This window comes from Oceaniglobus indicus, assembly GCF_002751875.1.
In the GTDB taxonomy this organism is placed as follows: Bacteria; Pseudomonadota; Alphaproteobacteria; order Rhodobacterales; family Rhodobacteraceae; genus Oceaniglobus; species Oceaniglobus indicus.
Map to the genome: position 1 here is coordinate 54,272 of NZ_NMZM01000012.1, position 13,527 is coordinate 67,798.

The 13,527-nt window shown below is 65.4% G+C and carries 11 protein-coding genes; 9 read left to right on the forward strand and 2 right to left on the reverse strand.

Annotation, left to right across the window (positions count from 1 at the left end; translation table 11 throughout):
• Window positions 1-475 precede the first annotated feature (475 nt).
• The 9 genes from CFP68_RS16305 (at window position 476) to CFP68_RS16345 (ending at window position 11,445) form a co-directional block, all read left to right on the forward strand.
• Window positions 476-3,289 (forward strand): xanthine dehydrogenase family protein molybdopterin-binding subunit, encoded by a 2,814-nt coding sequence (locus CFP68_RS16305; protein ID WP_099828013.1) that lies wholly within the window; start codon window positions 476-478, stop codon window positions 3,287-3,289.
• Window positions 3,286-3,855: a (2Fe-2S)-binding protein gene (locus tag CFP68_RS16310; RefSeq protein WP_206601929.1), complete on the forward strand. Its 570-nt coding sequence runs from the start codon at window positions 3,286-3,288 to the stop codon at window positions 3,853-3,855. The genes CFP68_RS16305 and CFP68_RS16310 overlap by 4 nt, the downstream gene beginning before the upstream one ends.
• Window positions 3,852-5,135: a c-type cytochrome gene (locus CFP68_RS16315; protein WP_099828014.1), complete on the forward strand. Its 1,284-nt coding sequence runs from the start codon at window positions 3,852-3,854 to the stop codon at window positions 5,133-5,135. The genes CFP68_RS16310 and CFP68_RS16315 overlap by 4 nt, the downstream gene beginning before the upstream one ends.
• A gap of 42 nt (window positions 5,136-5,177) precedes the next feature.
• Window positions 5,178-6,200: a cytochrome c oxidase subunit II gene (locus CFP68_RS16320; protein WP_099828015.1), complete on the forward strand. Its 1,023-nt coding sequence runs from the start codon at window positions 5,178-5,180 to the stop codon at window positions 6,198-6,200.
• Window positions 6,197-8,755, forward strand: a complete 2,559-nt coding sequence (gene ctaD / locus CFP68_RS16325; protein ID WP_099828016.1) for a cytochrome c oxidase subunit I — start codon at window positions 6,197-6,199, stop codon at window positions 8,753-8,755. The genes CFP68_RS16320 and ctaD overlap by 4 nt, the downstream gene beginning before the upstream one ends.
• Window positions 8,755-9,162, forward strand: a complete 408-nt coding sequence (locus CFP68_RS18525; protein ID WP_099828017.1) for a hypothetical protein — start codon at window positions 8,755-8,757, stop codon at window positions 9,160-9,162. Before ctaD ends, CFP68_RS18525 begins: the two co-directional genes overlap by 1 nt.
• Window positions 9,159-9,737 (forward strand): cytochrome c oxidase assembly protein, encoded by a 579-nt coding sequence (locus tag CFP68_RS16335; protein WP_099828018.1) that lies wholly within the window; start codon window positions 9,159-9,161, stop codon window positions 9,735-9,737. The genes CFP68_RS18525 and CFP68_RS16335 overlap by 4 nt, the downstream gene beginning before the upstream one ends.
• The gene (locus CFP68_RS16340; protein ID WP_099828019.1) at window positions 9,734-10,783 is read left to right on the forward strand and encodes a c-type cytochrome; all 1,050 of its coding nucleotides are present in this window, start codon (window positions 9,734-9,736) and stop codon (window positions 10,781-10,783) included. The genes CFP68_RS16335 and CFP68_RS16340 overlap by 4 nt, the downstream gene beginning before the upstream one ends.
• Window positions 10,784-10,863: 80 nt before the next feature.
• Entirely contained in the window at window positions 10,864-11,445 is a 582-nt protein-coding gene (locus CFP68_RS16345; RefSeq protein WP_099828020.1) for an exopolysaccharide biosynthesis protein, read from the forward strand.
• A 144-nt stretch (window positions 11,446-11,589) separates the two neighbouring features.
• Here the strand turns inward: CFP68_RS16345 and CFP68_RS16350 are convergent, their stop codons facing one another.
• Together CFP68_RS16350 and CFP68_RS16355 are read right to left on the reverse strand one after the other, a co-directional pair.
• A complete protein-coding gene (locus tag CFP68_RS16350; protein ID WP_099828021.1) occupies window positions 11,590-12,114 on the reverse strand; it encodes a bactofilin family protein in 525 nt (174 codons plus the stop codon).
• Window positions 12,104-13,399 (reverse strand): M23 family metallopeptidase, encoded by a 1,296-nt coding sequence (locus CFP68_RS16355; protein WP_241524132.1) that lies wholly within the window; start codon window positions 13,397-13,399, stop codon window positions 12,104-12,106. Before CFP68_RS16355 ends, CFP68_RS16350 begins: the two co-directional genes overlap by 11 nt.
• Window positions 13,400-13,527: the final 128 nt, after the last annotated feature.

Below are 13,527 nucleotides of genomic sequence, written 5' to 3' on the forward strand. Positions count from 1 at the left end.
CGAACTCGCGCGCCAGTTCTTTGCCTGAGCCGCACCATAAAAGGCGGCCGCGCCGCGAGGCCGGCGACGCTGGGCGCCGCCAGTGTTGAAGTAGCGCAGTCGGTGCTGACTGACAGGCAGACCGCGATCCTGCCGCTGGTAACGTATCTCGACCGTTGCGCTGAGTGTTCATCGCGGTGGCTCCCGTGGGTGTCGCGGTCACGTCTTCGGTCGGCTCGATGACTGGAAGCGGGGGCGGCGATGATCGATGCTCTTGTTGCTTCGCTCGTCGGATCAGAATGGGCATGCGCAACGCTCCGGTGCGTCGTCACTGCCTTCACCGTGGAATGCGCCAAATCGCTATTTGTTTCAGACCGATAGCCGGGCTGGCGCGATCCTGAAAACCCACAGGATCCTTCCGTGACACCACAAACGCGTATATTTTTGCGGAACTCTTGCCACTTCTCCCCGTTTCAAAAATTGGGAGGTGTGTTTCATGGTCAAGCTCTCACGCCGTGGTTTTCTGCGAACGGCCGGCTCGGCTGCGGTGGCCGTTCAGGTTGTTCCCCTGCACAAGGCGCTGGCAGAGTTGCAGTCCGCGCCGAAACATCAGCCGCCGAACTGGATCCGTGACGGCAAGATCCGGTTTCGCCAGGACGGCATTCCAAAGGTCACGGGCAACAAGGTGTTTGCCATCGACATCCGTGCCCGTGACATGCCGGGCTGGCCGGATACGCAGTCGCACGCCTTGATGTTGCGGGCGGATCGCGCCGATCAGCGGTTTGGCGGTGTGAACGAGACGTTGTTGCCCGACGATCTGCAGCCCGATGTCCTGATCGACGATGCACGGGTGCGTCGCGATGGCTTGCGCATGACGCAGGAGGCGTTCTACGGCCGTCTTCTGTTGCCCGTCGGAGAGCCGGCCCGCTATCTCGGTCAGCCCGCGGCGGTTCTGATCTATCATGACTACACCCGGTTCCGTCGCGCCCGGCGCCTTTTGCAATTCAACGCCGACGCACTGATCTGGGGCGCGCAAACCGAGCTGCCCGATCTCACACCCTATGGTGGCGCGCGGTTCGTGCGGATCGGCGGCGCCACGCCCGGTGCACCGGACCGGTATTCGCCCTTGGCCGATACCATCATCTTTGCCGATTTTGAGGCCGGCGGTTCGCCTTGGCCCGCGCCCGATCGTCAAGGGGATGCGCCGTCGCGCGGTATGGCCCACGCCGGCGATCTGCGTGACGAACTGGCTGATCCACCCGATACATGGGCCGTCTATCAGGGGCACTATACCTCGCAATACGTGGATCCCGCTGCGCTGGAACCGGACAACGGCAACGCCTGGTATGATCCTGAAAGGGGTGCTTTGCATGTCGTTGTGGGCACCCAATCGCCCTATACCAATGCCGATCATATCGAAACCATGGTGAAGGGCAGCCGGTTTGATCTGAACGAGCTGCGTCTTCATCCCGGTTATACCGTGGGCTACGGCCAGAAGGAGCACCACGTCTTTCCGTACTACGTTGCCCTGGCCGCGCTGTATGGCGAGGGGCGGCCCGTGCGCTTTGCCCTGGATCGGTATTCGCACTTCCAGGGGGCGATCAAGCGGCACCCGTTCGACACCCGGATGACCCTCGCCGTGGATCGCGAGACGGGCCTGTTCCAGTCACTGGCCGCCGATCTGCGGGCCAACGGCGGCGGGACGAAGAACTTCAGCCCGTCGGTCGGGCAGGTGGCGGCCAGTGCGTTGCAGGGCATCCACTATTTCCCGAAGTCCGACATCTCGGTCCAGGTCGACGCATCCCGTGCGCCCACGGCCGGGTCGATGCGGGGCTATGGCACGCTGCAGTCAATGGTCGCCTTCGAACTTCTGGTCGATGAGGCCGCGACGGATCTGGGGATCGACCCGATCGAGCTGCGGCGGCGCAACCTGATGCACAGCGGGATGAAGAACACCCAGGGCGCCATCCCCGCAGGCACCATGCGCGCGGGTGAACTGCTGGATGCGGCGGGGGCCGATCCGCTGTGGACCACGCGCGCCGAACGCAAGGCCGCGTTCGAGGCGGAACACCCCGGCTATCGTTACGGCGTGGGGGTGTCTTGTGTCCAGAAGGATTACGGCACCGGGGCCGAAGCGGCGCTGGTCCGCCTTGAGGTCACGCCGGAGGGCGAATTGCACATGCGCCACGTCGCGTCGGAAATCGGTTGTGGATCGACCACGTCGCAGATGCTGATGACCGAGGCGCACCTGGGGCGCTATTGCGATCGCGTGGATTTTGCCGTCATCGATTGGCCCGAACTGCCCCTGCACAGCAACAACGAACCCTATACGATGTCGCAGGACGATCAGGACGAGGCGGCGCAGGATCCCCATTGGGTGCCGCGCATCACGTCGCCGCGCAGCGCATCGAACTCGGCCTATTACTTCAGTCACGCCACCGGTGAAGCCGCGCGCCTGCTGTTCGATCTCGGCCTGTGGCAGGCGGCACAAAGCATCTGGCACGAGGGCATCGGCGGCGGTCAGGCCGCACCCCTTGCCGTTCGCCGCGATCAGGCCGAATGGCGTGATGGCCATCTTGTGGCAGGCGGCCTGCAACCGCTGTCGTTCGGCGATCTGGCCCGCCGCGCCCATGCGCAGGGGCTGATCACCGGCGTCACGGTACACACGTTCAACCGCTGGGCCTGGGCGAGTGCCGAGTTCGATGTCGACGGCACGCCGGTCAGCGGCGCCATCGATGCGCTGTCGGTGAAATGGGGCGAAGGCGCGGATGCGGCGAAACGCGCCCGGATGCGCGATGCCGGATTCGCGTTTCAGCCGCGCACCCGGGTCGATTATCCGCCGGTTCAGCGCAACAATGCGTCGGTCGTGTATTACGCCCCGCAGGCGACGATGGTCGAACTTTCGGTGAATACCGGTTCGGGCGAGGTGCAGATACTGTCGCACAAGTCGTGGATGGAGTGCGGCAACATGATCGTGCCCGAACTGGTGTCGGGCCAGTTGCAGGGCGGCATCGCCATGGGCATCGGTCACGCCCTCTACGAGGAACTGCTGCTTTACGAGGACGGCCCCGGCAACGGCACCTGGAACTTCAACCGCTACCGTCTGCCGCGTGCCCGCGATGTCGCGGTCTGGTCGCAGCAGGGCGATGTCGCACCGCCCCTGTCCGCCACCGACCCGCCGAAGGGCATCGCCGAGGTGGTGATGATCCCCGTCGTTTCGGCCATCTGCAACGCGGTGCATGACGCCATCGGGGTCAGGTTCCACGAGACGCCGCTGTCGCCGGAAAGGATCAAGGAGGCATTGTCATGACCGAACGGATGCTGACCGTCAGGATGCAGATCAACGGCAAACAGACCCAGCCGATGGACCTGCCCGAAGATCTGATGTTGCTGGAGTATCTTCAGGAATACCTGAACCTGACCGGCACGCGCTATGGCTGCGGGCAGGGGGTGTGCCGGGCCTGCGCGGTGATCCACGATGCGGCCGACGGCCCCCGGGTCGTGCCGGCCTGCATCACGGGCGTCGCCTGGGCCAACGGACGCAGCTTTCGCACCGTCGAGGGGCATGCGACGCGCGATGATCAGGGCGCGGTGACGCAGCTGTCGGCAATCCAGCAGGCGTTTCTCGATCATTTCTCGTTTCAGTGCAGCTATTGCACCCCGGGATTCGTCGCCGCGGCCACCACGCTGGTCGAACGGCTGCAAACCGCGCCGGTGGCACGGGACGACGTGGAAGACGTCGTGCTGGAGGCGCTGAACGAAAACATCTGCCGCTGCACGGGCTATGTGCGCTATCTGCAGGCGACGCGCGACGTCATCCTGAATACGCCCGGCCTCACCACCGACGAGGTCGCGACCCGCGACACGGCATCATGAAGCGCGTCCTGCTGATCCTTGCCGGTCTGCTGGCAGCGGCCGTGATCGGGGCGGTTGTCGTCTATGTCGCGTTCACCGGCCCGGGCGAGATACCCCCGGCAAGCCGTGATCTGAGTTCGCTGTCGGAAGGGGACCGCGAACAGATGGTGCAGGCGGGCGCCTATGTCGCGCGCACCGGCGACTGTGTGGCGTGCCATGAATCGCCCGACGGTCTGTCGCTGGCCGGTGGGACGCCGATGGAGACGCCCTTCGGCACGATCTATGGCAGCAACATCACCCCGTCGCGCGACCACGGCATCGCCGGCTACAGCGCCGACGATCTGTATCGGGTGATGGTTTACGGCATCGCGCCCGGGGGCAAACACCTGTATCCGGCCATGCCCTATACCTCGTATCACGCGATTTCACGGGCCGACAACGATGCGCTGTGGGTGTGGCTGATGGCGCAGAACCCGGTCGACCGGCCTAACCGCCCCGCGGAACTGGCGTTTCCGTTCAACCTGCGCCCGCTGCTGGCGTTCTGGAACCTGATCTATCGGCCCGAACCGCCGGAGTTGCCGGATCCGGGGGCAGGCGCGACAGACCCTGCCGCGCCGATGGCGCGGGGCCGCTATCTGGTCGAGGTGCTGGGCCATTGCAGCGAATGCCATACCCCCCGCAACCTCGCCTATGCCCGCAAGACGGATGAGCATCTGCAAGGCACGGTGATCGAGGATGCGCTGGCGCCGGATATCACCCCCGCGGGCCTGGCACGGCGCGGCTGGACCACCGATGACCTGGAACACTTCCTTGCGAACGGGTTGTCGCCGCAGGGCGTCATGACGTTCCGCATGTTCCCGGTGCTCAGCCATTCGACGAAATACATGACGTCCGAAGACATCGCGGCCGTGGCCGCCTATCTGACCGACGGCGCGCCGCCACCTTCGCCGCCGGATCCGCGCCCTGATGCGATCGCGCAAAACCCCGAAGGCCACCGTTTGTACCTGGGCCTGTGCGCCGGCTGTCACGGCAGTGACGGCGCCGGTCAGCCGTTCGGCTCGGTCCCGCTGGCCAGCAACACCAGCGCGATGTTCGACAACCCGATCAACCTGGTGCGCGTCATCCGCGAAGGCATCCCCGCACGGCACCTGGCAGGCTATCAGCGGATGCAGGAGATGCCGGCGTTCGCCGACCGGCTGAACGACGACGAAATGGCGGCGCTGGTCAACTATCTGCGGCAACGCTGGGGCGGTCACGACGCCACGCTTGCCGTCTCTGCGGTGGCGGACACACCGGGATGACCGACCCATGCCATCCCGCGACCCAAGCAATGACGAGGTTCAATGACCGCAAACACCACTGACACCGGTCGGCGTGGCGGGGCGGACAGGGGCAGAACCGGCCTGCTGCTACTGACGTCGGTAATCCTTGCCGGCTGCGAAGGTCAGCAATCCGCGCTTGCGCCCTCGGGCGAGGATGCGCGCGTTCTTGGCAACCTCTTCTGGGTCATGCTGGGCGGCGCGGTCATTCTGTGGTTGTTGGTCAACGGGTTGTTCTTCTATGTCACCCGGATCAACCGCGCGGCCCTGTCCCGCCGGTTCGCCAACGGCCTGATCGTGGGGGGCGGTGTGATCTTTCCCACGATCGTGCTGGGCGGATTGCTGACCTATGGTCTGTCGATCATGCCCGACCAGCGCGCGCCCGGCGACGGTCTGACCCTGCGCGTGACCGGCGAGCAATGGTGGTGGCGGGTCGAATACTGGCCCGAGGGCGCCGAGACACCCATCGTCGCGGCCAACGAGATCCGGCTGCCAGCAGGCGAGCGCAGCGAGATCCGGCTGGACTCGGCCCGCGTCATCCATTCCTTCTGGATTCCGTCGTTGGGCGGCAAGATGGACATGTTCCCGGGCCGCGAGACGCGCATGTCGCTGAAGCCCGAAGTCGCCGGCCGCTGGCGCGGGCAATGCGCCGAATTCTGCGGCGCAAGCCATGCGCTGATGGCGTTCGAGGTGGTCGCGATGCCGCCCGATGATTTCAACGCATGGCTGCAGGCGCAGGCCGCCCCCGCCACATCGCCGACGACCGACGCCGCCCGGCGGGGCGCCCGCATCTTCGCGCGCGAAGGGTGCGGCGCCTGTCACGCCGTGCGCGGCACCGGGGCGCGCGGCGCGGTGGGCCCGGACCTGACCCATGTCGGCAGTCGTCTCAGCCTCGGGGCGGGCACCCTGACCACCACGCTCGCCGATTTCGAACGGTGGATCGCCCACACCGGCGCCATCAAGCCCGAGGTCGAAATGCCCGGCTATGGTCACTTGGGCGCAGCGGAACTGGCCGATCTGGCGCAATATCTGAAAGGACTGGAATGAGCGATACCGATCAAACCGGTCCCACGGGGCCATATCCGCCGACCGCCGACATGCTGGCCGAACCCGTGCCGCAGGGCGAACAGGACCGCACCGCGGCCGAGTTGCGCGCGGCATGGGCGCCGCCCACCGGTTGGCGTTATTTCACCGCCGTCAACAATTCCGAGGTCGGGTTGTGGTATGCGCTGACCGCCTTCGGCTTCATGCTTTTGGCGGGTGTGCTAGCGCTGGTGATGCGGCTGCAACTGGCGCTGCCCGACAACGATCTTATTTCGGCCGACCGGTTCAACCAGTTCTTCACGATGCACGGATCGGCGATGATGTTCCTGTTCGCCGTGCCGATGTTCGAGGCGATCGCGATCCTGATCCTGCCCGCCTTCCTAGGCGGACGCGACATGCCGTTCCCGCGCCTGTCGGCCTTCGGCTTCTGGTGCTTCGTCATTGGCGGCGTGTTCGTGATGGGTTCGCTGCTGTTCGATGCTGCGCCCACCGCCGGGTGGTTCATGTATCCGCCCCTCGCCACCCAGGACGAAGGACCGGGCAGCGACATCTGGCTGCTGGGCCTTTCGTTCATCGAGATCGCGTCGATCGCCGCCGCCGTGGAACTGATCGTCGGCGCGCTGAAGTGCCGCCCGCCGGGGATGCGCGTCAACATCATGCCGCTTTATGCCTGGTATGTGCTGGTGGTCGGCGGCATGATCCTGTTCGCCTTTCCACCCCTGATCGCGGGTGATTTCCTGTTCGAGCTTGAACGCAGTTTCGACTGGCCGTTCTTCGACCCCACCCGCGGCGGCGATCCGATGCTGTGGCAGCACCTGTTCTGGATCTTCGGCCACCCCGAGGTCTACATCGTCTTCCTGCCCTCGATCGCCATTGCCGCCATGGTGATCCCCACCGTCGCGCGCCGCCCCATCGTCGGCTATTCCTGGATCGTGCTGTCGGCCGTCGGCACCGGGTTCCTGTCGTTCGGGCTGTGGGTGCATCACATGTTCACCACGGGCCTGCCCAACATTTCGCTGGGGTTCTTTTCGGCGGCATCCGAGGCCGTGGTGATCCCCACTGGCATCCAGCTTTTCGCCTTTGCGGCGACGCTGATCGCGGGACGCGTGAAGATGAGCCTGCCGATGCTGTGGATCGCGGGGGCGCTGGCGATCTTTACCGCCGGCGGTCTGACGGGTGTCATGCTGGCCATCGCACCGTTCAACTGGCAGGTGCACGACAGCTATTTCATCGTCGCACACCTGCATTACACGCTGTTCGGCGGCATGGTCTTTCCGGTGATCGCCGGGGTCTATTACTTCTTTCCGTTCATCCGCAAGAAGATGCTGAGCGAACGTCTGGGCCGCTGGGCGTTCTGGCTGATCTTCACCGGGTTCAACGTGACCTTCCTGCCGATGCACCTGACCGGCTTGCTGGGCATGCCGCGGCGCATCTTCACCTATCCCGAGGCGTCCGGCTGGGGCTGGCTGAACATGATCTCCACCCTTGGCGCCTTCGTGATCGCCGCCGGCTTCGTGGTGTTCGTCTGGGATCTGCTGCGCTCCAAGGGCAGCCAGACCCAGGTGCCGCGCAATCCGTGGGACGCGGGCACCCTGGAATGGAGCCATGACGTGCCCGAGGAATACTGGGGCGCGCGATCGATCCCGCACATCACCTCGCGCTATCCGTTGTGGGATGATCCCGATCTGGTCGCGCGCATGGACGCCGGGCGCTATTACCTGCCCGACAGCCCCCATGGCCACCGCGAAACCCTGGTGACCAGCGTGATCGACGCCAGTCCCGAACTGGCACAGCGCGTGACCGGTCCGACGTGGATCACGCTGTGGGCGGCCGCGTTCACGGGCGGCGCGTTCATCTTCCCGACATTCCACATGTATCCGCCGGCCATCGTCTCGGGCGCCTTTGCGGTGGTCTGCATCCTTTACTGGCTGTGGACCTCGACCGCGCGCCCGCCCGAACACGGGATGCGTGATGCCGGTCTGGGCTTGCGCCTGCCGACCTATGCGTCGGGGCCAAAGGCCGTTGGCTGGTGGGCGGTCTGGATCACCATGCTGGGGGACGCCACGGCCTTTGCCAGCGTGGTGTTCGGCTTCTTCTTCTACTGGACCGCCAAGCCTGATTTCCCGCCCGAGGGTGCGATGCACGCCGCACCTGCGCTGGTGGGGCTGGCTGTGCTGGTATTGGCCCTGTCCTGGGCGCTGACGCTGGGCGCGCGGCACTGGAACGGGGCAGGGCGCGTGGGCGCGGCACGTGGCGCGCTGGTGGCCGCGCCCCTTCTGGCGGCGGGTGGCTGCGCGGCGCTGATCGCGTCGGTGCAGGCGCTTGAACCGGCAAGCCATGTCTATCCGGCGATCATCTGGGCGCTGATGATCTGGGTCGTCGCCCATGCCATGGTCGGCATCATCATGCAGCTTTACTGTCTCGCGGGCAGCGTGAGCGGCAAGCTGACGCCGCGCCATGATGCGGACCTGTGGAACGTCACGCTGTTCTGGCACTTCCTGTGCCTGACCGTGCTGGTCGCCGGAGCGGTGATCGGACTTGCGCCGGGGGTGCTGTGATGAGCGATGAACATCGCCCCGACCCCGACGAAGAGCGCCGCGAGTTCCGCGAGGAACGCGAGAGCCTGTGGCGGATCACCCTTGCCCCGGCCACGTGGGTGGCGCATTTCGTCGCAAGCTACGGTGTGGTGGCGGTCACCTGTGCCAAGGCGCCCGACCTCTTGGGCGCGGCGCGCCTTGGCCTGGGGCTGTTCACGCTGGTTGCGCTGGCCATCATCCTGTGGCTGGGCTGGCGCGCGTGGCGGCAATGGGACGTGCGCAACACCGGCGATTACACAAACGCGCTGGGCGAGGCCGAGGATCGGCATCAGTTCCTGGGCCATGCTGCGGTTCTTCTGGCGCTGATCTCGGCCATCGGCGTCGTCTACGGCACGCTGCCGGTCGTGATGCTGGAGACTTGTCGATGAGGGGTGCGGCACTGATATCCGCCGCGGCGCTGGCCGCGTTCATCTGGACCCCGCCGCTCGCGACGTGGCTGGATGCCGCGTTCCCAGCCCATATGTTGCGTCACATGATGCTGGTCGCGGTGATTCCGCCGCTGCTGGTGCTGGGCGCGCCCCACCTGGCGGATCGCGTGGCGTTGCCGCCGATGATCGCGGCGGTTGTCGAGTTCGCGGTCGTCTGGGCCTGGCATCTGCCCGGCGCCTATGGCCTGGCGTTTCTTCAGCGCGGTGGGTTCATCCTGGAACAGGGCAGCTTCCTGGTCGCCGGGATTGTGGTCTGGGCCGGGTGCTTGCGTGCCGATCAGCCGTTGCTGGGGGCGGGGGGGCTGTTGCTGACCTCGATGCACATGACGCTTCTGGGGGCGTTGATCGTGTTGTCGCCCCGTGATCTCTATGCCGAAATCTGCGGCCTTGCGCCGGATCTGACGGCCCAGCAATGGGGCGGGCTGTTGATGCTGGGGATCGGCACGCCGGTCTATCTGGTCGCCGGGCTGATCCTGACCGGCCGCGCCCTGACCCGAAGCGAGGTGCGCCCATGAGACGTGTCATGCAGACCCTGATGGTTCTGGCGGTCCTGGGCGCCGTTGCGGGCGGTGCCGTGGTCGGCTTTGGCCTGTTCAACGTCTCGGCGCGCGTGGGGCATCTGCCCGGCGTGTCCTGGGTGCTGCACACGACGTTTCGCAATTCGGTGCGCCTGCGGGCATCGCGCCGCGACGACATGCCGGACCTGGCGGATCCTTCGCTGATCGAACTGGGCGCGCGACACTATGACGCCGCCTGCCGCACCTGCCACGGCGCCCCCGGCGAAACGCCCAGCGCCACGATCGCCGCCATGGTGCCGGCGCCGCCGATGATCGCCACGGCCGTCGCCGATTGGCAACCGCACGAGTTGCATTGGATCGTCAGCAACGGCGTCAAGATGAGCGGGATGCCCCACTGGCCCGCCACGCGCGACGACGACGTCTGGCCGGTCGTCGCGTTCCTGGTATCGGTGCAGGACGGGATGCCGGGCGACGACTATGCCGCGCTGACTGACCTCCCGGCGCCGCGCGCGCCCGGCGATTACTGTCTCGGCTGTCACGGACAGGGCGGGTCGGACCATGTGCCGCCGCTGGAACAGCAAAGCGCGGCCTACCTTGAGATGTCGCTGCGCGCCTATCTGGATGGCACGCGGTCCAGTGGCATCATGGCTCATGCCGTCAGCGAAGTGCCGGCCGAGACGCTGGGCGGACTGGCGCAATGGTTCGCGGACAGGCCCGCCGAGGGGGGCGTGTTGCCTGACATGCCGGCAGAGCGGATCGCCGAAGGCCGCGCGCTGGCCCAAGCCGCAACGGGCGACCGGGATGTTCCGGCCTGCCAGGCCTGCCACGGCCCGGACGCCAGCGAGACATCCGAGCTGTTCCCCGATCTCGGCCGCCTCCCGGCGCCTTACCTGCGCACGCAGCTGACCCTGTGGCGCGATGGCAAGCGCGGTGGTGGCCCACGCGCTGACCTTATGCGCAAGGCCGCCCAACACCTGAGCGATTCCGACATCGAAGCATTGGCGGCCTTTTACGCGACGCTGCCGCCGCAAGACGGAAAATAATCGGGCAGCGCCGGATTTATTTGGAGAACTATCGCCGCCGTCGGCGTTGGGATGGCATCACGACAGCGGGGAGAACCGGCATGGACAACTATCGCGCACTGAGTGAAATGCTCGACCAGATCGAGGACGCCGTCGAAGGCGAGGAAATCACGGTGCAGGACGTCATCGAGAAGCTGGGGCAGAAGTCCTTTGCGTCGGTGATGCTGGTATTCTCGCTCATCTCGACATCGCCGGCCAGCGCGATTCCCGGTCTGACGGCGATGGTCGCCGTGATCACCTTCCTGCTGGTGATCCAGATGATCGTGGGCCGGGATCACCTGTGGCTGCCGGGGTTCATCACCCGGCGGAAACTGGCAGCGGACAAGCTGTGCAAGGGGATCGGATGGCTGCGCAAGCCGCTGCACTTTGTTGAACGGTTCCTGAAAAAGCGGTTCACCTTCCTGTTTCACAGGCCGATGTTCTTCATTCCGCTGCTGCTGGTCATGGCGCTGACGCTGTTCATGCCGTTCATGGAACTGGTGCCAACCTCGGGGTCGATCGCATCGGCGGTGATCGCGCTGTTCGCGGCCAGTGTTCTGACGCGCGACGGTGCGCTGCTGATCGGCGCGCTGTTCCTGTTGCTGGGCGTTCCCGTGGCCGTCTGGAAATTCGGCTTCAACTGAGATCCGGGCGCCGGCCCGGTTCGTGCAGCAACGCGCAAACACGAAAAGGCCCCGACGATGGTTCGTCAGGGCCTTGCAAGGCTTGGGATGTCAGAACGCGCCAGCGTGATTGCCCGAAGCCGCCGTCAGGCGCGGGCAGCGGGCCTAGTTCTTTGCGTCAGCCGACGGGGTATTCGCACCACCGGCGGGGCGGTTGCCCTGGCCCGACGGGTTCAGCGGGTCATCACGACGCTGCACCGAGCCTTCGAAATGCGCACCGCTTTCGATGGCGATGGTCTTGTGGATGATGTCGCCCTCGACCTTGGCGGTCGATGTCAGACGGACCTTCAGGCCACGCACCCGGCCAACGACCCGGCCGTTCACGACAACATCATCGGCCATGACCTCGCCCTTGACCGTGGCGCCTTCGCCGACCGTCAGCAGATGGGCACGGATATCGCCTTCGACGGTGCCTTCGATCTGGATGTCGCCCGTTGTCTTCAGGTTGCCCTTGATGACCAGATCGGCGGACAGGACGGATGCCGGCGGCTTGGCCTTCGGCGCCGAGGGCGAAAAATCGGTGGACGTGCGAGGCGACGACGAACCATCGGTGGCGGAGCTGGTCTGTGATGGCACGGTCTCGCCCCCTTGTTTCGGTCCAGGCTCGTTGATTTTGCTCTTAGAAAACATCTTTCGCTGCCTTGATATAGGTCATCGGATTGACGGCTTTTCCGCCCACACGCACCTCGTAGTGAAGATGGGTTCCGGTGGAACGTCCGGAATTCCCCATATCACCGATCCGGTCCCCGCGCGAGACCCTTTGACCGACCTTGACGCGAATCTTCGACTGGTGTGCGTAACGTGTCTCGATCCCGAACTCGTGCTGGATCTTCACCAGACGACCATAACCCGACTGCCAGCCGGCGTGGGTCACGACACCGTCGGCGGTCGCATAGATCGGGGTGCCATAGCTGGCGGCGAAATCGGTTCCGGCGTGCAGCCGGCCCCAGCGATGACCGAACCCCGAGGTAAAGCGGAACGCATCCTTGAGCGGCAGCGCGAACGGCGCCTTCTGTGCCGCGATCCGGTAAAGGTTCATGCGATCCAGCTTGTCGAGAATGCCGTTGGCACGGGCGCTGTCGGGATCGGGCTGTTGGCCCTTGGTCGAGAAGGTGATCGGCGTCAGCGGACCGCCCTGGCCGGAATACCCCTTGCGAACGGCATTCAGAAGATTGTCGGTATCCAGCCCGGCCGCGCGGAACATCTTGTCCAGCGGGGTCACGGAAATTGCCAGCGCATCTTCCAGCTGGGTGAAGATCTGTTCGTTGCGCATCTCGACGGTGCGGCGGTTGTTGATGACTTCCTCGGCGAAGGCTTCGGCCTCGGCCGCCTGGCCGGCCATGATGTCACGCTCTGCCGCGGTCGTGTCCAGCGCGGCGGACAGATAGTCCAGCGTGTTCTCGGCGTCGTGCATGCGGCCTTTTTCCGAATCGGACAGCCCGGCGACATCCAGTTGCGTCTGAAGCGTATCGGCCTCATCGCGGGCGGTGTCGCGTTCGTCGATGGTGCGCCGCAGCGTGTCCTGCGTCAGACCGATTCCGGTTTCCAGTTCGGCGCGGCGTGCTTCGGATTCCAGCAGGCTGGACTGCATGCGCGATACCTGGGCGAGGGCCGAGTTGAAACGTTCCTGGGCGGCGTGGGCCTCGGCCGCGCGCATGTCGCGTTCCTCGGACAGGGCGTTCAGCCGCTTTTCATAGGTTGCCTGCTCGCGCTTGACCTGGTCGCGCACGTTGCCCGACCCGATCGTGTCCATCAGCAGGATCGCCGATGCGACGATCGTCCATCCGACAACGACTGCGGATCCCGAAATCGCGAGAAGCTGAGTCGTCGAAGAAAGGCGCACAAAGCGGGTTTCGGTTTCGGATTTGAGAAACAACCGCTGCTCGGGGAAGGCGCGTTGCACTGCTGCCTTCACCAGATTTGTCTTATGAGTCTTCAAGTGATCCGTCCCGTTACTTGCGTCCGTAAGCGTCGCCGCGAACGTCCCCACGTTCGCCACGGTTTGACTAGCCGTCCCGCCCGGCGTTCGCAATGATTTTGCTC